Source organism: Streptomyces sp. NPDC029138, assembly GCF_055564375.1.
Map to the genome: position 1 here is coordinate 13,982 of NZ_JBVHWM010000045.1, position 18,843 is coordinate 32,824.

General features: G+C 71.4%; 20 protein-coding genes. 5 read left to right on the forward strand and 15 right to left on the reverse strand.

Going from position 1 to position 18,843, the window contains the following annotated elements:
• Positions 1 to 114 precede the first annotated feature (114 nt).
• A complete protein-coding gene (locus ACZ4WH_RS28840; protein WP_468185914.1) occupies positions 115 to 714 on the forward strand; it encodes a 1,2-dihydroxy-3-keto-5-methylthiopentene dioxygenase in 600 nt (199 codons plus the stop codon).
• Here ACZ4WH_RS28840 and ACZ4WH_RS28845 read toward each other — a convergent pair.
• The 4 genes from ACZ4WH_RS28845 to ACZ4WH_RS28860 form a co-directional block, all read right to left on the reverse strand.
• Positions 692 to 1,579 carry an alpha/beta fold hydrolase gene (locus ACZ4WH_RS28845; protein WP_468185917.1) on the reverse strand — a complete coding sequence of 296 codons (888 nt, stop codon included), beginning with the start codon at positions 1,577 to 1,579 and terminating at the stop codon, positions 692 to 694. The two genes, ACZ4WH_RS28840 and ACZ4WH_RS28845, sit on opposite strands and share 23 nt — an antisense overlap.
• Positions 1,580 to 1,669: 90 nt before the next feature.
• Positions 1,670 to 2,656, reverse strand: coding sequence for an RNA polymerase sigma factor (locus tag ACZ4WH_RS28850; RefSeq protein WP_468185920.1), 987 nt, complete (start codon positions 2,654 to 2,656; stop codon positions 1,670 to 1,672).
• Between the two features lie 196 nt (positions 2,657 to 2,852).
• On the reverse strand, positions 2,853 to 3,860 hold the full coding sequence (locus ACZ4WH_RS28855) for an aldo/keto reductase (RefSeq protein WP_468185923.1): 1,008 nt from the start codon (positions 3,858 to 3,860) through the stop codon (positions 2,853 to 2,855).
• 75 nt (positions 3,861 to 3,935) lie between these two features.
• Complete coding sequence (locus ACZ4WH_RS28860) at positions 3,936 to 4,835, reverse strand: SDR family NAD(P)-dependent oxidoreductase (protein ID WP_468185926.1); 900 nt, start codon at positions 4,833 to 4,835, stop codon at positions 3,936 to 3,938.
• A gap of 117 nt (positions 4,836 to 4,952) precedes the next feature.
• Between ACZ4WH_RS28860 and ACZ4WH_RS28865 the strand changes: the two genes are divergently transcribed.
• Complete coding sequence (locus tag ACZ4WH_RS28865; protein WP_468185928.1) at positions 4,953 to 5,702, forward strand: TetR/AcrR family transcriptional regulator; 750 nt, start codon at positions 4,953 to 4,955, stop codon at positions 5,700 to 5,702.
• 398 nt (positions 5,703 to 6,100) lie between these two features.
• Here the strand turns inward: ACZ4WH_RS28865 and ftsH are convergent, their stop codons facing one another.
• The gene (gene ftsH / locus ACZ4WH_RS28870) at positions 6,101 to 8,053 is read right to left on the reverse strand and encodes an ATP-dependent zinc metalloprotease FtsH (protein ID WP_468185931.1); all 1,953 of its coding nucleotides are present in this window, start codon (positions 8,051 to 8,053) and stop codon (positions 6,101 to 6,103) included.
• A gap of 53 nt (positions 8,054 to 8,106) precedes the next feature.
• Positions 8,107 to 8,547 carry an SPW repeat protein gene (locus tag ACZ4WH_RS28875; protein WP_468185934.1) on the reverse strand — a complete coding sequence of 147 codons (441 nt, stop codon included), beginning with the start codon at positions 8,545 to 8,547 and terminating at the stop codon, positions 8,107 to 8,109.
• Positions 8,548 to 8,725: 178 nt separating this feature from the next.
• Between ACZ4WH_RS28875 and ACZ4WH_RS28880 the strand changes: the two genes are divergently transcribed.
• Positions 8,726 to 9,895, forward strand: coding sequence for a TDT family transporter (locus ACZ4WH_RS28880; RefSeq protein WP_468185936.1), 1,170 nt, complete (start codon positions 8,726 to 8,728; stop codon positions 9,893 to 9,895).
• Between the two features lie 63 nt (positions 9,896 to 9,958).
• Here ACZ4WH_RS28880 and ACZ4WH_RS28885 read toward each other — a convergent pair whose 3' ends face one another.
• The 3 genes from ACZ4WH_RS28885 to ACZ4WH_RS28895 all read right to left on the reverse strand — a co-directional run bounded on the left by ACZ4WH_RS28885 (position 9,959) and on the right by ACZ4WH_RS28895 (position 12,380).
• Positions 9,959 to 10,867: an SAM-dependent methyltransferase gene (locus ACZ4WH_RS28885; protein ID WP_468185939.1), complete on the reverse strand. Its 909-nt coding sequence runs from the start codon at positions 10,865 to 10,867 to the stop codon at positions 9,959 to 9,961.
• Entirely contained in the window at positions 10,864 to 11,538 is a 675-nt protein-coding gene (locus ACZ4WH_RS28890; protein ID WP_468185941.1) for a TetR/AcrR family transcriptional regulator, read from the reverse strand. Before ACZ4WH_RS28890 ends, ACZ4WH_RS28885 begins: the two co-directional genes overlap by 4 nt.
• Before the next feature lie 173 nt (positions 11,539 to 11,711).
• Positions 11,712 to 12,380, reverse strand: coding sequence for a hemerythrin domain-containing protein (locus ACZ4WH_RS28895; RefSeq protein ID WP_468185944.1), 669 nt, complete (start codon positions 12,378 to 12,380; stop codon positions 11,712 to 11,714).
• Between the two features lie 221 nt (positions 12,381 to 12,601).
• Between ACZ4WH_RS28895 and ACZ4WH_RS28900 the strand changes: the two genes are divergently transcribed.
• Positions 12,602 to 13,051: a nitroreductase family deazaflavin-dependent oxidoreductase gene (locus ACZ4WH_RS28900; RefSeq protein WP_468186066.1), complete on the forward strand. Its 450-nt coding sequence runs from the start codon at positions 12,602 to 12,604 to the stop codon at positions 13,049 to 13,051.
• A gap of 190 nt (positions 13,052 to 13,241) precedes the next feature.
• Here ACZ4WH_RS28900 and ACZ4WH_RS28905 read toward each other — a convergent pair whose 3' ends face one another.
• Positions 13,242 to 13,478: a hypothetical protein gene (locus tag ACZ4WH_RS28905; protein ID WP_468185947.1), complete on the reverse strand. Its 237-nt coding sequence runs from the start codon at positions 13,476 to 13,478 to the stop codon at positions 13,242 to 13,244.
• A 176-nt stretch (positions 13,479 to 13,654) separates the two neighbouring features.
• On the opposite strand from ACZ4WH_RS28905, the gene ACZ4WH_RS28910 reads away from it, so the two are divergent.
• Complete coding sequence (locus tag ACZ4WH_RS28910) at positions 13,655 to 14,488, forward strand: PrsW family glutamic-type intramembrane protease (protein WP_468185949.1); 834 nt, start codon at positions 13,655 to 13,657, stop codon at positions 14,486 to 14,488.
• A gap of 87 nt (positions 14,489 to 14,575) precedes the next feature.
• On the opposite strand, the gene ACZ4WH_RS28915 is transcribed toward ACZ4WH_RS28910, so the two are convergent.
• The 5 genes from ACZ4WH_RS28915 to ACZ4WH_RS28935 all read right to left on the reverse strand — a co-directional run bounded on the left by ACZ4WH_RS28915 (position 14,576) and on the right by ACZ4WH_RS28935 (position 18,647).
• A complete protein-coding gene (locus ACZ4WH_RS28915; protein ID WP_468185952.1) occupies positions 14,576 to 15,028 on the reverse strand; it encodes an acyl-CoA thioesterase in 453 nt (150 codons plus the stop codon).
• 35 nt (positions 15,029 to 15,063) lie between these two features.
• A complete protein-coding gene (locus ACZ4WH_RS28920; RefSeq protein WP_468185953.1) occupies positions 15,064 to 15,549 on the reverse strand; it encodes an MEKHLA domain-containing protein in 486 nt (161 codons plus the stop codon).
• A complete protein-coding gene (gene ilvC / locus ACZ4WH_RS28925) occupies positions 15,542 to 16,543 on the reverse strand; it encodes a ketol-acid reductoisomerase (RefSeq protein WP_468185956.1) in 1,002 nt (333 codons plus the stop codon). Before ilvC ends, ACZ4WH_RS28920 begins: the two co-directional genes overlap by 8 nt.
• 87 nt (positions 16,544 to 16,630) lie before the next feature.
• Entirely contained in the window at positions 16,631 to 18,064 is a 1,434-nt protein-coding gene (locus ACZ4WH_RS28930) for an FAD-binding oxidoreductase (protein WP_468185958.1), read from the reverse strand.
• Between the two features lie 289 nt (positions 18,065 to 18,353).
• The gene (locus tag ACZ4WH_RS28935) at positions 18,354 to 18,647 is read right to left on the reverse strand and encodes a WhiB family transcriptional regulator (protein ID WP_468185960.1); all 294 of its coding nucleotides are present in this window, start codon (positions 18,645 to 18,647) and stop codon (positions 18,354 to 18,356) included.
• Positions 18,648 to 18,843: the final 196 nt, after the last annotated feature.

The window sequence follows — 18,843 nt, forward strand, 5'->3', positions numbered from 1 at the left end:
GGGGACTCCTCTCGGGCTGATGACTGGCACCGGTGAGACATTACGTCAGTCACTCATGTCATAAATGTTCAGGTCCGAACAGGTCCGAACTCAGGGGTGAGTTAGTTTTGCTCCATGACTCTGTTGATGACCTGGCCGGACACCGGTCCCGCGAGGCTCGTCCGTCGCACGTCCGATCCCGCGCGGATCGCCGCGGCCCTCGACGCGCTCGGCGTGCGCTTCGAGCGGTGGCCGGTCCTCGATGGCGTGCCGGCCGACGCGGACAGCGCGGCCGTGTTCGCCGCGTACGGCCCGCGGATCGACCGGCTGACCGCCGAGGAGGGCTTCACCACCGTCGACGTCCTCGGCCTCCACCCGGGCGACGACCCCGAGTACCCGGCGAAGGCCGAGGCCGCCCGCGCGAAGTTCCTCCAGGAGCACACGCACGACGATGACGAGATCCGCTTCTTCGTCTCCGGCTCCGGCGTCTTCTACCTGCACATCGGCAGCGAGGTGCACGCGGTGCTCTGCGAGCGGGGCGACCTGCTGGGCGTGCCGCGCGGCACCACGCACTGGTTCGACATGGGCACCCGTCCGGCGTTCACCGCGATCCGCTTCTTCCACAAGCAGGACGGCTGGACCGGCACCTTCACCGGCTCCTCCATCGCCGCCCGCTTCCCGGACCACGACACCATCGTCGCGGGGGAGGCGGTCACCCGGTCACGAACCGTGTGACGGCCTCCGCGAAGCGCTGGGGCTCCTCCAGGTGGGCGAAGTGGCCGCTGTGTTCGAAGACGACCAGTTCGGACCCTGCGATCAGCTTGTGCAGCTCCTCCGCCCAGCGCACGGAGCAGATGACATCGTGGCGGCCGACCAGGACCAGCGCGGGCAGGGCGAGCCGTGGCAGGGCCTCGCGGTCGTCGATGACGTCCGGCTCGCCGTTGTCGTCCAGGCCGGAGACGTAGACCCCGCCGGTGCTCCGCCGGAAGGCGTCGAACTCCGCCTCACGGTTCCAGTAGTCGGCGAAGTAGGCGGGCAGGAGGCCGCGGAGCGCCGCCGTGATGCCCGCGTCGTCACGGGCCGCCGGCACCGACTGGAGGGCGGCGAGCACCGACGGCAGTTCCGGCCGGTCCGCGTGCCGGGCCGCGAACGCCCGCACCTGGCGCATGGCCTCGGCGCCGTGCTCCCGCCCGGTCACCGGCGCGCTGTCGTACAGGATCACCCCGGCGACCTGCTCGGGGTGGTGCAGCGCGTGGTACTGGACGACGAAGCCGCCGTGCGAGTGGCCCAGCAGGTGGACCGGGCCCACGCCGAGGTGGTCGATCAGCGCTTCCAGGAAGCGGCTGTAGCGGGCCCGGACATAGCCGTCGGGGTGCCGGGGCAGCCTGCCGGAGGCGCCGGTGCCGACGGGCTCGACGTACACCATCGTCAGGTGCCGCTCGGCTGCCGGCACGCGCAGGTACTCCCAGGGGATGCCGGGGCCTCCCGGGTGCGCGACGCACACCGGGCCGGTGCCGTGCACGTGGTACGCCTGGACGGTGCCGTCCACCTCGATGGTGTGCGCGCCCGCGGCCAGTGGTGCGGTCGGCTGGGTGGTCATGGGAACTCCGTTCCGTGGTCGGTCGTCGGGGTCGACGCCGACAGGACGCGGTCGCCCGGGGGAAGTTCGACGCGTACGGCGTGATCGTCGTCACACCAGGAGGGCGGCTGCCTCCGGCAGCCTCGCCTGGTCCGGCCGCAGCGGCCTGGAGTGGTGCAGGCGCACGCGGCGCACCCGGCCGCCCTCGTCCAGCGTCAGCAGCCAGGCGACGGCCGGCGGGCAGTGCTCCGGGTCGTCCGGCGGGCTGATCAGCTCCATCTCCCACACGGCCAGCGAGCGCCCGGCCACGATGTGGTCGGGTCGCTGGCGGACGCCGTCGGCCAGATCGCACTCCATGCCCCGGACCAGCGCCTCCCGGCCGCCGACGCGCCGGCCGCCCAGACACAGGTCGACGTCCGGGGACCAGCGCCGCGCCGTGAACGAGCCGAACCGGCCCAGCTCGGCGGCCTCCAGCGTGTCCCGGGCCTCCAGGCGGCTCGCGGCCGTGCGGGCGGCGGCGTCGCTGTGCGCGGCGGCCGTGAGGTCCGTGAGCAGGGCGCCGAGCCGGGCCCGTGCCTGGCTCAGCCGGCTGCGGACCGTGCCCACCGGTGTCCCGCAGGCGCGGGCGATGTCCTCGTACGACGTCACTCCCCGGCTGAAGTGCCGGAGCACCAGGGGCATGCGCAGCGTCGGCGAGAGCTGGTCGATGGCCTCCCACACCCAGTCACGCAGCGCGCTGCGCTCCAGCCACCGCTCGGGATCGGCGTCGGCGGCCGAAGGCGGCGTCGGATCGCCGACGGGCTCCGTGCGCGCCCGGCCGCGCAGCAGCGAGCGGCAGGCGTTGCGCACGATCATGCGCAGCCAGGGCCCCACGGCCTCGGGATCGCGGACGTCCCCGATCCGGCGCAGCGCGGTCAGCGCGGCTTCCTGCGTCATGTCGTCCGTGTCGGGGCCCGGCCCGAGCAGGGCGAGGGCCACCGCGCGCATCCCCGGGGCGTGCCGCTCCAGGAGCAGGGCCAGGGCGGTGGCGTCCCCCCGCTGGGCCAGCCGGACGAGGTCGGCGTCCTGGCGCCGGTCCGCCGCTTCCGCATCACGCATGACGCTCCCAGGGACGCCGGAAATATGAGTCCGCTCAGCCTAACCACGTGTATGTCATGGCTGTGTACGGGTGACTGCGTACGGGAGTACGGCGACTGCCATGACCTGCCGCACGAAGCACGCGAGCCACGGGCCCGTGGGGAGCCGGGTCCATGGCTCGCGTGCGGCTTGCCGCGACGCGTCAGGGCGCTCAGGCTCAGCGCTCGCTGTCCAGCGTGGCCAGCAGGGGGGCGGCGTACCGCTCACCCGCCGCCGCGCCCGCCGGGACGGCCTCCTCGATCTCCTTCAGCGTCTCCGCGTCGAGCGTCAGCGAGGCCCCGCCCAGCGACTCCGCCAGCCGCTCCCGGCGCCGGGCGCCGACCAGCGGCACGATGTCCTCGCCCTGGGCCGCCACCCAGGCGATGGCCACCTGGCTGGTGGTGGCGCCGAGCCGCTCCGCGACCCGGCCGAGAGCCTCGACCAGGCGCAGGTTGGCCTCCAGGTTCTCGCCCTGGAAGCGCGGCGAGTGGGCGCGGAAGTCGCCGCCGCTCAGCTCGCGCGAGGGTGACCAGTGGCCGCTGAGCAGGCCGCGCGAGAGGACGCCGTACGCCGTCAGACCGATGCCCAGTTCCCGCAGCGTCGGGATGATGGACTGCTCGGGGCCGCGCGAGAGCAGCGAGTACTCGATCTGGAGGTCGCTGATGGGGGCGACGGCGGCGGCGCGGCGGATCGTGTCGGCGCCCAGCTCCGACAGGCCGATGTGCCGGATGTAGCCGGCCTGGCGCATCTCCTCCAGCGCGCCGACGGTCTCCTCCACCGGGATGTTCGGGTTGAGCCTGGCCGGGCGGTAGATGTCGATGTAGTCGGTCTCCAGGCGGCGCAGGGAGTACGCCAGCCGGTCCTTCACGGCCTCCGGCGAGACGTCGTAGGGCACCGGCTGGAAGGCGCCGTCGGGGGTGCGGCGGGAGCCGAACTTGACGCTCAGCACGACGTCCTCGCGGCGGCGCTCGCGCAGGGCGCGGGCGATGAGCATCTCGTTGGCGCCCGAGCCGTAGAAGTCGCCGGTGTCGATCAGGTTGATGCCTCCGTCGATCGCCGCGTGCAGCGTGGCGATCGACTCGGCGTCGTCGGCCGGGCCGTACAGGTCGGACATTCCCATGGCGCCCAGGCCGATGGTGGAGACCTCGGGGCCGGAGCGGCCGAGCTTGCGCCGGTTCACAGACATGGTGTTTCTCCTCGTACGAAGGGGTTACGACGGTGGGTGCGGGGGTCGCTCGGGTTCAGCGGGGTTGTCTCGGGTTCAGAGGCGGCCGAGCAGGCCGGTGACGCCCATCCGGCGGGCCAGGCGCAGCCGCAGTTCCTCGGCGGCGCCGTTGATGATCTCGGCGCCGTAGTCGGAGCCGTCGGCGATGGCCCGGCGCGGGCGCTGCCCCACGGGCAGGTCGACGACCCGGACGACCTCGTCGGCGACGATCTGCGGATCGGCGCTCACACCGTTCACCATCATCCGCTCGGTGTCCTCGCCCATCGAGGCGAGGAAGGGGGCGATCTTGTCGTACGCGGCCGTGCGCTCGGTGTCGGCGGGGAAGGCGGCGTTGGCGAAGTGGGCGGTGCCGTGGGTGAAGACGCCGGGCATGAGGATCGTGGTCTCGATGCCGTAGGCGGTGACCTCCCAGGCGGTCGACTCGGCGAAGGCGTCGAAGGCGGCCTTGGCGGCGGTGTACGGCGCGAGGAAGGGCGGGATCGCGCGGGTGGTGCCGGAGCCGATCCAGAGCAGCAGGCCCGACTCCTGGCGGCGCATCACCGGCAGGACGGCCCGGTTGACGCGCAGGGCGCCCACGGCGTTGACGTCGAAGGCGCGCAGCACCTCCTCCGGGCTGAACGCCTCGGTCACGCCGACGAGCAGGTGGGCGGCGTTGTGCACGACGACGTCGATGCCGCCGGCCTGCTGCACGACCTGCTCGACGGCGGCGGCGGCAGAGTCCTCGGACAGCACGTCGAGTTCCACGACCGACAGTTCCCCGGGGGCGCCCTTGGCCTGGTCCACCAGAGCCTGGGCCTTGTCGGCGTTGCGGCCCTGCGGGTCGCGCATCGAGGCGAAGACGCGGTGGCCGGCCTGGGCGAGCGAGACGGACGAGAGGGCTCCCATGCCGGTCCCGGCACCCGTGACCAGAACCGTGTGCGAGGTCTCAGCGGACATTTCTTCCTCCTTCAAGAGGGCGTTGACGTGCCGGTTTTCAGCCGGATCGCCGCTCACCCGTTTGATACATCGACGATAACACACCATCGATCACAGTCAAGCGTTATCATTGATTGCATGACAGCGATCGACACGACCCCGCAGCCGCGCGAGCGCATCCTGCGGGCAGCATCGGACCTGCTCGCCGAGGGCGGACGGGAGGCGGTCTCCACCCGTTCCGTCAGCGCGGCCGCAGGAGTACAGGCCCAGACGATCTACCGGCAGTTCGGCGACATGCAGGGCCTGCTCGACGAGGTCGCGCGGCGGGGCCTCGCCGCCTACCTCGCCGGCAAGAAGGCCAACCTCGCCTCCGGCGACCCCGTGGAGCAGCTGCGGCGCGGCTGGGACCTGCACGTGGCCTTCGGACTCGCCAACCCGGCTCTGTACCGGCTCCTCTACACCGACCCCCGCCCCGGTGAGGGCGCGGCGGCGATGGACGAGGCGTACGGCATGCTCGTCCAGCTGGTCACCCGGGTCGCCGAGACCGGCCGACTGCGCATGGGCGTCGAGGCCGCGGCGGCGATGATCCAGGCCACCAGCATCGGCGTCACGGTCACCCTGATCGGCGCCGCGGCGGCCGGGCGGCTCGCCGAGCACGAGGGGCTGTCGGAGAGCACGCGGGACGCCGTACTGGCGGCCCTGGTCACGGACGCGGAGCGGGCGGCCCCCGTCGAGGACCCGCGCGCCGCCCGCGCCCGCCATGCGGTGGCCCTCAAGGCCCTGCTGGACGAGGCCGAGGAAGAGCGCTCCTTCACCCCGGGCGAGCACCTGCTGCTCACGGAGTGGCTGAACCGTCTCGCCTCCACGACACCTGGCGGCACCGCCTAGCCCGTCCGTCGCTCCGGTCCGCGCCGCTCCCCGTCCCCGGCGCGGGCCCGCCCCCACTTCGCCGCACGTCCGAGGCTCCGGCCGGGCGCCGGCCCCGGCCGCCGCCCGGTGACCAGCTCGGGGAAACCCGCACTCAGCTGCCGACGCGGTCAGCGCTCGCCCTCCGGAGCCGACCCGGACCACTCCGCCGGCCGCGGCCACCGGCTCGGGCCACTCCCCCAGCGCGAGCCACCGGCCGGACGCCGGGACACCCCCGGGACGAACACCCCGGCCACGGACAGCGCCGTCGCGCGGCGCCCACCGGCCCCCGGAAAGCCCCGGCGCCCACCAACCCCCCGTGAGACCCGGCGCCCACCAACGCCCCGTGAGAAACCGGCATCCGGCGGCGGCCCCCGCGCTCATCGGTCGTCCCCCACGCTCCTGGGCGGAAGACCCGCGATGCGGTACGCGTCCGGCTCCTCCAGCGTCTCGTGTTCCAGGAGGGCCCCGGCCAGGGCGTCCAGGCGGTCGCGGTGGTCGCGGAGGCTGCGGCAGGCCTCCTCGTAGCACTGCTCGACGATCCGCCGCATCTCGGCGTCGATCACGTCCAGGGTCCGCGGCGCCGCCGACAGGCCGTACGGCTGCCGGCTGTCGCCCGGCAGGGCCGACAGCCGGCCGACCTTCTCGCTCATGCCCCAGCGCGACACCATCCCGCGCGCGATACCGGTGACCTGCTCCAGGTCGTTCTCCGCACCGGTCGTGACGACCCCGAACACCACCTGCTCGGCCGCCATCCCGCCCAGCGCGCCGATGATCCGGCCGCGCAGGTACTCCTCGGTGTACGCGTACTTGTCCGCGTCCGGCGTCGACAACGTCACCCCGAGCGCCCGCCCTCGCGGCACGATCGTGATCTTGCGGACCGGGTCGGCGCCCGGCTGGAGCATGCCCAGCAGCGCGTGCCCGCTCTCGTGGTACGCCGTCCGCCGTCGCTCCGCCTGTGGCATCACCAGCGGCCGTTCGGCACCGAGCTGCACCTTCTCCAGCGCCTCGGAGAGGTTCTTCCGCGTCACCCGGTCCTGGCCGTACTTCACCGCGAGCAGCGCCGCCTCGTTGGCGAGGTTCGCCAGCTCCGCGCCCGTCATGCCCGGGGTCGTACGGGCCACCTGCGCGAGGTCCACGTCGGCGGCGAGCGGGATCGCGCGGGTGTGGATGCGCAGGATCGCCTCCCGGCCGCCCCGGTCCGGCGGCGACACCTGGACCACCCGGTCGAACCGGCCCGGCCGGGTCAGCGCCGCGTCCAGGACGTCCACCCGGTTGGTGGCCGCGATCACGATGACACCCTCCGAGCCGGAGAAGCCGTCCATCTCGGTCAGGATCTGGTTGAGCGTCTGCTCCCGCTCGTCGTGCCCGCCCACGCTCGACCCGCCCCGCGACCGGCCGATGGTGTCGATCTCGTCGATGAAGACGATCGACGGCGCCACCTTGCGGGCCTCCGCGAACAGCTCCCGCACCCGGGACGCGCCCACACCCACGATCATCTCGATGAACTCCGAGGCGCTGGCCGAGAAGAACGGCACCCCCGCCTCCCCCGCGACCGCCCGCGCGAGCAGCGTCTTCCCGGTGCCGGGCGGGCCCGCCAGCAGCACACCGCGCGGCATCTTCGCGCCCAGCCGCCGGTAGACGTCGGGGTTCTTCAGGAAGCTGACGACGTCGTTCAGTTCGCCTTCCACCTCGTCGATGCCGGCCACGTCCGCGAAGGTGGTGCGCCTGCCGCCCGGTTCAAGACCCACCGGCTTCGGCGGCTTGCGGCCGAGCACCCCGCCCGCCCCGCCGAGTCCGCCGCCCAGTCCCCCGCCCATCCGCCGGGCGACGAACACCCATACGGCGATCAGCAGCACCGTCGGCAGCAGCGACACCAGCAGGGTCTCGCCGAGGCCCGGCCCCTGTGCCAGCGGCTCCGCCGCGACCGCCACCTTCTGCCGGGTGATCTCGGCCCACAGCTGCCCGTCGTCGGCGAACGCGGGCTTGTACGTCTTGAAGTGCGTGTACGTGTCGCGCTTGCCACCCCCGGGCACCTCACCGGGCTTCTTCAGCGTCCCCTGGATCTCGGAGCCCTGCGAGTAGACGCTCTTGACGTTGCCCGCGTCCAACTGCGCGGTGAAGGCTGTGTAGTCGACCGAGGTCGTACCGTCCCCGCGCACATTGTTGTAAAGGAAGCCGAACGCGGCGTAGACGACGAGCAGGATCACCAGTTGCACCAGGCAACCGCCCCGGGAGCGCCACCCGTTCGGCGCCGGCGACGATCCGCCCGGCATTCCTTCGGTGCGCCAGGACTGACGTGGGTCATGACGCGGCGGGACGGGATCGGTCATCGGGCTTCTTCTCCTCGGGAAGCGGCACGTGAGTCGCGGAGCGGATCGCCGCATCACAGAATTCGGTTGGCACGGCGGACCATGGCCATGGACATCAGTCCCAGCGCCAGGGCGAGCACGCCGAGGGTCACCCCGTCGACGGCCGCGGCGCGGCCCGGATGCCGGTCCACCACCCACGGCGACACGCCCATCCAGACGCCGATCAGAACGAGGGCGCCGCTCATCCCGGTCATCCGCTCCGGTGCCACGGTGAAACCGAGGGCCAGAAGGCAGATGGCGCCCCCCACGATCAGGTCGTGCACCGCGAGATCACCGTTCGCCGCGGCGAAGTGCAGAATCCAGGGGGACGCGGCGTAGAACAGGCCGACCAGGAAGACCGGCCCGTTCACCAAGGCCACGTCGTGCGCCCCGAGCACGCGGGCGTAGCGCTCGCGCATCTCGAAGGCGTCCGGGTGGCCCGCCATGTCGTCCCTGCGGTGGGGGAAGCCAGACATCCGAGGACTCCTCACTGCTGTCCGAGACCTCATACTGTCGCGGGGCTTCCGACCGGACATCACACGTTCGCGCGATAAGCAACTGATGCATGTGGGTACGACACTCATAGGCCTGACTTATGACCCGATACATGAGAACGCACTACCGGCCGCCCTGGCTGTCATGGATGTTTCCTGTATGACTACGTCGCTCACCCCACTCGCCCACGCGCCGCACTCGCACCGCCTCTCCCGCCGGTTCCTGCGGGATCTGGACCGCCCCGCCGACGTGTTCCGCAACCTGGGCCCCAACTGGTACGCCTCGGTCATGGGCACGGGCATCGTCGCCAACGCCGCCGCCGTCCTCCCGTTCCACGTGAGCGGCCTGCGCGTGTTCGCCACGGCCGTCTGGGCCCTCGCCTCCGCGATACTCGTGGCGCTGACCGGCGCCTGGGCCGTGCACTGGACCCGGCACCGGGACATCGCCCGCGGTCACGCCCACCACCCGGTCATGGCCCACTTCTGGGGCGCCCCGGCGATGGCCCTGATGACGGTCGGCGCGGGCACCCTCACCCTGGGCAAGGACTGGATCGGCGCCGAGGCGGCGGTACGTGTCGACTCCGTGCTGTGGGCCGCCGGCACCCTGCTCGGCCTCGTCACCTGCGTGTGGATCCCCTACCTGGCCATGACCGAGCACGAGGTCGGCGAGGACTCCGCCTTCGGGGGCTGGCTGATGCCGGTCGTGCCGCCGATGGTGTCCGCCGCCACCGGCGCGGCCCTGGTCCCGCACCTCGCACCGGGCCAGGAGCGGCTGACCCTGCTGCTGGCCTGCTACGCCATGTTCGGCATCAGCCTGTTCACGAGCCTCGTCATCATCACCCAGCTGTGGGGCCGGCTGGTGCGCCACAAGCTCGGGCCGGCGGCGATGGTGCCCACGCTGTGGATCGTCCTCGGTCCGCTGGGCCAGTCGGTGACGGCGGCGAACGCGCTCGGCGCGGTGGCCCACCTCGCCCTCCCGCGGCCGTACGCGACCGGTGCCGCCGTCTTCGGGATCGTCTACGGCCTGCCCACCTGGGGCTTCGCCATGATGTGGCTGGTGCTGGCCGCACGGCTCACCGTGCGCACCGCGCGCAACCGCCTGCCCTTCGCCCTGACCTGGTGGAGCTTCACCTTCCCGGTGGGCACCTGTGTCACCGGCACCTGCGCGCTGGCGGCCCGGCTGCACTCGGACGCCTTCGACGTGGCGGCCGGAGCCCTGTACGTCCTGCTCCTGGCCGCGTGGGCGGTCGTCGCCGTCCGCACCCTGCGCGGCAGCTTCCGCGGCACCCTGTTCCTGGCGCAGGCGCCCGCGCCCGCTTCCGCGCGGTGACAGCGGAGTACGGCGGCCAGGCGTGTGACCACAAGGGCCCGGCCGCCGTACGACTGTGCGGGATCAGTCTTCGTCCGGACCGTGCACCCTGCGTCCCCGCACCCAGCGAGCGTGCGAGATCGGATCGTCGACACCGGGGTGCGGACCACGGCCGTACCGTTCGGTGAACCGGTAGACGGACTCCCCGGACACCTCCCAGCCCGCCCCGGCGAGGGCTCGCGCGGAGTCCGGGCGGGCGTCCGCGCTGAAGAGCCCGCTGAGGTGAACGCCCATCTTCTCTTCCGTGTCCGCGTACAGGGAGCTGTCGCGGATCTCCTCGGTCTCCTGGTCCTCCAGGATCTCGTAGGCGATCGCGCTGCCCGGCGCCGACAAGGCCGACACCGTGGCGATCAGGCTTCGCTCCACGGAGGCGGACAGGTAGGGGATGACCCCTTCGACGACCCACGCGGCGGGCCGCAGTGGATCGAACCCGGCGGCCCTCAGCCGCTGGGCCCAGTTGCTCTCCAGGTCGGCGACGACCCGGTGGTGTTCCACGGCCGGCCGGGCGCCCATGGCGTCGAGGACGTCCTGCTTGAAGGCGAACAGGTCGGAGCGGTCGACCTCGTACACCACGCTGCCCGCCGGCCAGTCCAGACGCAGCGCCCTGGTGTCCAGTCCGGCACCGAGCAGGACCAGTTGCCGGATACCGTCCCGGTGCGCACAGTCCAGCAGGAAGTCGTCGAACACCCGGGTGCGCAGGGCGAAGTACTGTCCGCCGCGGCCCCACACAGGGTCGGCGTCGCCTCCCGCGACCTCCTCGATGGAGACGGGCAGCGGTACCGGTGTCTCGGCGGCCTTCACGAAGGCCTCGGCGTACGGATCACTGACGATGCCGTCCGGGTGCCGGGTCTCGATGGCCCGCGCCGCCGCGACCAGCAGCGCCGTCAGCGCGACGCCGGCGGAGAAGCGAGAGGGGGACCCGCCGTCATTCATGTGCGCTCCGTTCGTTCGTCCCGTTCGTTCGTCAGCGGGAGCACGGCGCCACGGCCCGGCTCCTCGCGGTGCCGCAGCCCCTCCAGGAGGAGGGACACGGCGTGCTCGCGCTGTCCGCCGGTGAGGAACGGTGACACCGCGAGGGACACCACAGCGCGGAGGAACACCTCGGCCTCCGCTCCGCAGTGGGCGGGCAGCGCCGTCCCGGCCTGCGCCAGCAGCTCGGCGACCGCCTCGGACAGCACCTTCCGGCAGGGCGACAGACACAGCGCCTCGGGACTGAACACCCCGCGCAGCGCGGCGTCCTCGGCGACGGTCCGGGTGAACCGGTCCAGCCAGTCCCCCACCGTCCGCCAGGCCTGCTCGGCATCGGTGCCCGCCGTCGGTGCCGTACTCGCCGTACGGCACAGCGCGTCGACCGTGTCGGCCACGTCATCGGCGTAGACCGCCTCCAACAGGGCCGTGCGCGTAGGGAAGTTGCGGTAGAGGGTGGCGATACCCACCCCCGCGCGCCGGGCTACGGCCTTCAGGGGAGCGTCGGTGCCGTTCTCCTCGAACTCCTCGCGGGCCGCGGCGACGAGCGCGTCGTAGTTGCGCGCGGCGTCCAGCCGACGGGGGCGACGCGGCGCGGCCTCGTCGGGTTCCGCTCGGCCGCGGGCTTCCACGGTCACGGTGTTCTCCTCTGGGTGTCCCGGTCCCGGCCACGGGCACGCCCGGCCGGGGCCCGCCACCGGGCGTGGCGTGGAACGCGTCGCGGCCGCCACCGCCGGACGGCGACCGCGACGCGGCTCGGGTGAACGGCCGGAGAGTACGGGCCGGTCCCGGACTCTCCGGGCCGCTCCGTTCAGGCGACCGGCTCGAAGACCTTGCGGGCGTACCGGGCGTAGGCCTTCGGGCCGAGGACGGGCATCAGCAGCCGGGGCACCAGCGGCGCCGTCGACAGCATCAGCTTGACCACCTCGTCGTCGGCGAGCGAGGCGAGCATGCCGAAGACGACGGGCAGCTTGTTCTTGGGCAGCGCGTTGATCGCGTGGTCCCCCAGCTCGTGCCACTCCTTGGCCGTCACGTACTCCGGGACGATCGGCAGGACGTCCTTCTCCTCGATGCCGAGGTGTTCGGTGAGCAGGGCGCCCAGGCGTTCCAGGGAGCGGGCGAGCTGCTCGCCGTGCTCCTTGGTGGGCTGGCCGCGCCAGATGGCGAGCCGCTGGGACGACTCGGTGAGCAGTGCCGCGATCTCCTCGTGCTGGCTCTCCAGCAGGTTCACCGTCTCACCGAGCCGGTCGCCCGCGCGCTCCAGCAGTTTGGGCCACAGCAGTTCGTCCTCACCCTTGTGGTGCAGGTGCAGGAAATCCTCGATGAGCTGCGCGTGATCGGCGACGACCGCGGCCCGCTCCGTGTCACCGCTGGTGACCGCCCTGACCAGCTCGGGCAGACGCGAGTAGTTCCGCCGGAAGGCCTCGTGCACGACCAGCATGTCGCGGACGTCGGCACGGTCGGTCGGTGAATGGGGCATGGCACTACCTTCTCGGATCAGGGAGTGACGCTGACGCGTCGGGCCGGCATGTCGACACATGCCGGTACAGGGGGGTGACTCACATGAGTCTAGTTGAGTACGTCAGCCCGAATGACCGAACCGGTGTCAAGGAGTGGTAGAGATTGACACAATGAGAGCCAGTCACTTCGAGAGGCCTTGAACCTATGACAGAGCGCGACGCCAACCAGCCCACCGCGGACATGGACCTCAGTGTCATGCCGGACGAGGTCTGGGTGTACGACCAGGCACGCCTGGTCGAGGCGGCGACCGAGTCGGGCACCACGGAGAGCATCGCCGTGGAGTACGACGGCACACGCGCCCAGATGGTCATCCTGACCACGCGGGGCGCGAAGACGGGCCGGTACCGCAAGACGCCGGTGATCCGGGTGGAGCACGAGGGACGGTACGCGGCCGTCGCTTCCAAGGGGGGCGCACCGACGAACCCCGCGTGGTACCACAACCTCCTCGCGCACCCCGAGGTCGAGGTGTGGGACGGGACGGAGCACCGCCCCTACCGGGCGCGACGGACGACGGAGGCGGAACGGCAGGAGTGGTGGGACCGGGCGGTCCGCGCCTGGCCCTCCTACGACGACTACCGGACCAAGACCGACCGGCTGATCCCGGTGCTGCTGCTGGAACCGGTGGCCTGACGGACGCCTATCGGTGACCGCGCCGCCACGCAAGGCCCTGGGTGTACTTATCGCGTCTCTGCACATGCTGACCGGTGGCGCCTAATCTCAGGATCTGGTGGCGTCGCTGCGGATGGATCCGGAGCGGCTCCGCCTGTTCCACTTGGGTCAGGCACTGTCGTAGGGGGCGTCTATGCACAGGCCGGAAAGCTCAAGCGGCAACCCGACCGGCGGGTGCGGACAGCGGTGCGGCTCTCCGTTCACCGCATCCGCCGGTCTCTTCAACAGGCTTGTCCGAAACCGACTTGTCTGACCGCCGGTACGCCGTTTCCAGCGCGTCGCCCGTCGTCTCCGAAATCAGCGACTGAAGCGACTGAAGCGACTGAACTTCGGCATAATGCGCTCGCCCGGCGGCCCGTGACAGGCGGATGCACGCCAGGTAACGCACGCGTGAAGTGTGTGTGAGATGTGCGTGCTCAGAGCCACAGAAGCCTACGAAATTTACTCCAGTGACTACACCTGGCTCGGTTAAGCGGCTCATCTTGACATGAACGTGCGATGCCTGTTGCCGGATGGTCGGGCACTCTCGGGTCATCGTCATGCGCCCGGGAGGAATCCGTGTCCGTGTCCCTCGCACAAGAGCCGGCTCGTACCGAGCGGAGCCGGCTGCTCAGCTTCGGCCGTCGCTGGGGCTGGCTCGCCGTCCTGCTGGTCGGCCTGCTGCTGTTCTGGCTCATCCACTCGGCGCTGGTCTCCACCCAGAACCCCAACCTGGTGCCCGCCCTGATCTTCTTCGGGGCGGCCCTGGTCCCCGCGTCCTTCGTCGTCTTCGTGGCGGGTCGGCGGCTCGACTTCGGCGTCGGCACAGGCGTCGTCGGCGCCACCGCGTTGGCCGGCGGTGCGATCGGCGTGACCACGGCGGGGTTCCTGGAGTACCGGACCCTGCTGCTGATGGACGTTCTGCCGATGGTCGCCGTGGGCGTGATCGAGGAGGCCGCGAAACTCATCGTCCCGTTCCTCCTGATGCTGGTCATCCGCGACCGGCACCCCGGTGACGGACTGCTCATCGGGGTCGCCTCCGGCGCCGGGTTCGCCGTGTTCGAGACCATGGGCTACGCCTTCGTCGAACTCATCAACTCCGGTGGTGACCTGCACGCCGTGGACGATCTGCTCGTGCTCCGGGGCCTGCTGAGCCCCGCAGCCCACATGGCGTGGACCGGGCTCACGGCCGCCGCGCTGTGGTCCGTGGCGGCGGCACGGCGCCACCGCAAGGCGGCGGTCGCCGTGTTCGTCCTGGTGTACGCCGTCGCGGTGGGCCTGCACACGGCGTGGGACAGCTTCAACAGCGACACCGCCTACGTGATACTGGCGGCCCTCAGCCTGTCCTTCCTCATCTACGCCACGCACCGCCTGGCCGCGCCGCGCCGGGCCCACGCCCGCGTCCCCGCACGGGCATAGCCCCCGGCCGACACCCGCGTTCCCGGACAGACGCAAACCGGCCCCGCCCGGAGGTGCGGGCGGGGCCGGGGTCGGCGGAGATCCGGGTCAGCGCGGGCTCAGCAGCCCGCGCTCCAGGATCTCCCGCGTCTTCTCCGTCCACGGCTCGGGTGCCGCGGTCTTCGGGTCGATCTTGACGATCACCCGTCGTCCGTGCGCGTGCGTGTGCCCGCCGGAGTGGATCCGGAAGGCGAACTCCGCGCTGGTACGGCCCAGTCGGGCGAGCCGGAACGTCACGTCCACCGGCCCGATCCGGGTGACCGGCCGCTCGAAGACCACCAGCAGCTCCCGGACCACCACATTGAGGTCGGGGTGGCCCAGCGACATGCCCAGCCCGGCGAAGTACCGGGTGATCGCCCGCTCCAGCAGGGCGGCGAACCGCCCGTGGTAGAGCATTCCGAAGGCGTCCAGGTCGTCGAAGAACACCTCGACGGCCTCGGTGTGCCCGTCGGCCTCGCCGGAATCTCCGGACGGCACCCGGGTGCCGGATTCGTCAGTCATCTCGTCCTCCGTCGCATCCACGGCCCTCGGGGTGGTCAGCTGTGCCCGCCGACGTCGGACCAGGACCGGAAGACCGCGGCCTGGCCGTGCTTGTGCCCGTCCGCGTCCACCAGGTCCCACATGCAGACGTCCTCGATCCAGAAGAGACTGCCGTCCTTGCGGACCCTGCGGCCCCGGTAACCGTCCGCGAAGCCCTGCCGGTTCACCGCGGCGACGAACGCGTCGCGGTCCTCCTGAGCGTCGGGCGCCGCGGACAGCCGGGACGGCAGACCGGTGAACTCCGCCTCGGTGTAGCCGAAGCAGCGCTGTGCGGTGCGGTTGGCGTAGATGAAACGGGGGTCCGCCGAGGTGTCGTGCGCGAGCAGCCCGAAGGGCGCCTCGTCGTACAGCCAGTCCGCCGCCTCCGCCGCGTCCGGCCACCGCCCCGGGCACAACGGCGTGCCCACGAGCCGCAGATGGCTGCCGAGGAGGAGAGCGGCGAAGTCCGCGCCCCGGGCCGTGACAGCGGTACGGTCAGACATCGCCGTCGCGCACCCAGCTCATCAGCTTGCGCAGCTGCTTGCCGGTGGTCTCCAGCAGCAGTTCGGAGTCCTGCTGCTTGTACTCGTTGTACTTCTTCAGGCCGCCGTGGTACTCGTCCATCCAGTTCTGGGCGAAGGAGCCGTCCTGGATCTCGGCGAGGACCTTCTTCATCTCGGCCTTGGTGGCGTCGGTGATGATGCGCGGGCCGGTGACGTAGTCGCCCCACTCGGCGGTCTCGGAGATGGACCAGCGCATCTTCTCCAGGCCGCCCTCGTACATGAGGTCCACGATCAGCTTCAGCTCGTGCAGGCACTCGAAGTAGGCGATCTCCGGCTGGTAACCGGCCTCGGTCAGCGTCTCGAAGCCCGCCTTGACCAGCGCGGTGAGGCCACCGCACAGGACCGCCTGCTCACCGAACAGGTCGGTCTCGGTCTCCTCGGTGAACGTGGTCCTGATGACGCCGGCCCGCGCGCCACCGATGCCCTTGGCGTACGACAGCGCCAGCTGGAAGGCCTTGCCGGAGGCGTCCTGCTCCACGGCCGCCAGACACGGCACACCACGCCCCTCCTCGTACTGCCGGCGCACCAGGTGACCGGGGCCCTTGGGGGCGACCATGCAGACGTCCACGCCCGCCGGGGGCTTGATGAAGCCGAAGCGGATGTTGAAGCCGTGGGCGAAGAACAGCGCGTCGCCGTCCTTGAGGTGGGGCGCTATGGACTCCTCGTACACCTGGGCCTGGATGGGGTCCGGGATGAGCATCATGATGACGTCGGCCTCGGCGGCGGCCTCCGCCGGGGTCACCACGCGCAGGCCGTCCTCCTCGGCCTTGGCCTTGGACTTCGAGCCCTCGTGCAGACCGACACGCACGTCCACACCGGAGTCACGCAGCGACAGTGCGTGGGCGTGGCCCTGGCTGCCGTAGCCGATGACCGCGACCTTGCGGCCCTGGATGACGGAGAGATCGGCGTCGGCGTCGTAGAACAGCTCGGCCACTGGATTCCTTTCGCGGCCCCGCGCTGCGAGGCCGATGTGTTTCATCTGAGTACGCCGCGCCCGGCTCCGGGCCGGGGCGGGGGTCGGCTACGCCGCCGGCCTGATGTTGTGGTTGCACCGGAACATGTTGGCCGGGTCGTAGACGCGCTTGAGGGCGGCAAGCCGGGCATAGCGCTCGGCGCCGTAGACATCGCGGACCTCGGCCTCGTTCAGGGCCTCGTCCGGCGACAGGAAGTTGATCACATGGTGCGGGGCCCGCCACGGGGCGAGGCCGCGGGCGTACGCGCGGGTGAACTCCGCCATGGCCGGCAGCTGTGCGGGAGAGCCGCTGCCGACCGCGAACGTCATGTAGGGAATGCCCCGGGAGGACACGGAGTTGGGCCGGGCCGGCTCCCGGTCCAGCGCACCGCCCAGCGCGCGCACCTCGACGTTCTTCATCGGGCAGCCCGAGCCGGGCCCGGTGAGTTCCATGAGGCGGTCGAGGGTGCCGGTGGAGAACTCCCGCAGGGCGAAACCCGTTTCGACGAGCGGCATGGCGCGAACGGGGTCCCGGTGGATCTCGCCTATCTCGCCGAAGAGACGCTCGGCGAGCGTGTCGAAGACCGGTGTGGCGGCGGCCCGCAGCGGCGCGGCGATCCGGGCGCCCTCCGCGCTGTCGCCCAGATGCCCCAGCCGGACGTGCAGGACGAAGGCTCCGCGCAGTGGCTGCGGCAGCGCGGCGGCGTCCGGCAGCCGCTGGACGGAGAAGGAGGTCGTGGTGTCCTCGCCGAGTTCCGGGACCAGCGCCCGCCATGCCTCCAGCACCGGGAGCATCTCCTCGCCACGGAACCACAGGCCGCCGCCGTAGAAACGGGGGAACGGGAAGACGTCGAACTCCATACGGGTGACGACGCCGAAGTTGCCCTTGCCGCCCAGCAGTGCCCAGAACAGGTCCGGGGCGCTCTCGGGGGTCACCTCGCGGACGGCTCCGTCGGCGGTCACGACCTCCATCCAGCGCACATGGTCGGCGGCATAGCCCAGTCTGCGGCCGAGCAAGGGGCTCAGTCCGCCGCCCAGGGTGTAGCCGACGACGCCGACGTGCGGCGCGGAACCGACGACCGGTGCCAGCCGGACCTTGTCCGTCTCGGCGAGCACTTGGGCCCAGGTGACTCCTGCGCCCACCCGGACGGTGCGCCGCCCGGGGTCGACGGATATCTCCTGGAGGCGGTTGGTGGTGATCAGCAGGGCGTCCTCGGCCGTGGGCAGCACCATCTGGTGGCCCTGGTTGCGCACCGCGACCGGCATGCCGAGACGGCCCGCGTGACGTACGGCAGCTGCCACGTCGTCGGTCCGGGCGGCACCGACGACGACGGCTGGAGTCAGCGCACGGGAGAGGTTGAACGTGCGGCATTCCTCCCCGTAGCCGAGGTCGTCGGGCAGCAGCACAGGGCCTTCCACCGCGGCGAGCAGCGAGCCGTGACCGGCCGTGGCCGACGTCGGCTCCTTGGTGTTGTGCACGACGTTCGATCCGTTGTTGAGCATTGAATCACCACGAGTCGCCAGAGGGGGGCGGAAGCCGAAGGCGCACGGCCCCTCGGGGACGACGGCGTCCTCACCGCTCCCAGGAGGGGAGGCAGAGAGCCGGGGCGCGACAGACTTGCTTCCGCGAACGACCCTAGGCGATCTCGTTGCGCCTTCAAACCAATTCCGGGTGGGTGTACGCAGTGGGTACACCTTCACCAGCCCCGCGGAGGCGTTCAGGCGCGGGATGTGGGTTTCCTGCGAGGAAGGTCCGGGTAGCGCTTACAGATTGCTCACGCGAGGGGCGGGTTCAGCTGGTGCCGCGTTCGGCATCCCCATGGCCCGCACCCAGGATGCCCTGACGCTCGCCGGCCGACATCCCTCCCCACACTCCGTACCGCTCCTTGTAGTCGAGGGCCATGGCGGCGCAGGACTCGACGACTTCGCACCGGCCGCATATCCGACGGGCCCGCTCCTCGCGCTTCCGCCGGTCGCGACCCCTCTCCCCCGCGGGGGAGAAGAAGACGGCACTGCTCATCCCACGGCAGGCCGCTCGTTCCTGCCACTCCCAGTCACTCAGCAAAGGCAGCAGTCGGGTTCGCATCTTCTTCCTCCTTCCTTCCCCGCACGGCCCGAACTCACGGTCGCCACACGGGGTTTCACTGGCTTTATCCTCTTTTACGCGGCAGCCGTGGAGCATCTGTCAGATGACTGACACTGGATGTGGAGGCCTTAGAAAATGGCAGGAGCATGACAAACACGCTGCTCATGCGCGCCGACGGAGCGGGGACCACGCTCAC

Bases quoted from the DNA above. Each gene is read 5' to 3' on its own strand.
- ACZ4WH_RS28930 (WP_468185958.1), bottom strand. From the start codon at position 18,064: ATGCTCAACAACGGATCGAACGTCGTGCACAACACCAAGGAGCCGACG.
- ACZ4WH_RS28935 (WP_468185960.1), bottom strand. From the start codon at position 18,647: ATGCGAACCCGACTGCTGCCTTTGCTGAGTGACTGGGAGTGGCAGGAA.
- ACZ4WH_RS28915 (WP_468185952.1), bottom strand. From the start codon at position 15,028: ATGACTGACGAATCCGGCACCCGGGTGCCGTCCGGAGATTCCGGCGAG.
- ACZ4WH_RS28840 (WP_468185914.1), top strand. From the start codon at position 115: ATGACTCTGTTGATGACCTGGCCGGACACCGGTCCCGCGAGGCTCGTC.
- ACZ4WH_RS28850 (WP_468185920.1), bottom strand. From the start codon at position 2,656: ATGCGTGATGCGGAAGCGGCGGACCGGCGCCAGGACGCCGACCTCGTC.
- ftsH (WP_468185931.1), bottom strand. From the start codon at position 8,053: ATGACCGATCCCGTCCCGCCGCGTCATGACCCACGTCAGTCCTGGCGC.
- ACZ4WH_RS28880 (WP_468185936.1), top strand. From the start codon at position 8,726: ATGACTACGTCGCTCACCCCACTCGCCCACGCGCCGCACTCGCACCGC.
- ACZ4WH_RS28895 (WP_468185944.1), bottom strand. From the start codon at position 12,380: ATGCCCCATTCACCGACCGACCGTGCCGACGTCCGCGACATGCTGGTC.
- ACZ4WH_RS28885 (WP_468185939.1), bottom strand. From the start codon at position 10,867: ATGAATGACGGCGGGTCCCCCTCTCGCTTCTCCGCCGGCGTCGCGCTG.
- ACZ4WH_RS28845 (WP_468185917.1), bottom strand. From the start codon at position 1,579: ATGACCACCCAGCCGACCGCACCACTGGCCGCGGGCGCGCACACCATC.
- ACZ4WH_RS28900 (WP_468186066.1), top strand. From the start codon at position 12,602: ATGGACCTCAGTGTCATGCCGGACGAGGTCTGGGTGTACGACCAGGCA.
- ACZ4WH_RS28865 (WP_468185928.1), top strand. From the start codon at position 4,953: ATGACAGCGATCGACACGACCCCGCAGCCGCGCGAGCGCATCCTGCGG.
- ACZ4WH_RS28855 (WP_468185923.1), bottom strand. From the start codon at position 3,860: ATGTCTGTGAACCGGCGCAAGCTCGGCCGCTCCGGCCCCGAGGTCTCC.
- ACZ4WH_RS28920 (WP_468185953.1), bottom strand. From the start codon at position 15,549: ATGTCTGACCGTACCGCTGTCACGGCCCGGGGCGCGGACTTCGCCGCT.
- ACZ4WH_RS28875 (WP_468185934.1), bottom strand. From the start codon at position 8,547: ATGTCTGGCTTCCCCCACCGCAGGGACGACATGGCGGGCCACCCGGAC.
- ACZ4WH_RS28860 (WP_468185926.1), bottom strand. From the start codon at position 4,835: ATGTCCGCTGAGACCTCGCACACGGTTCTGGTCACGGGTGCCGGGACC.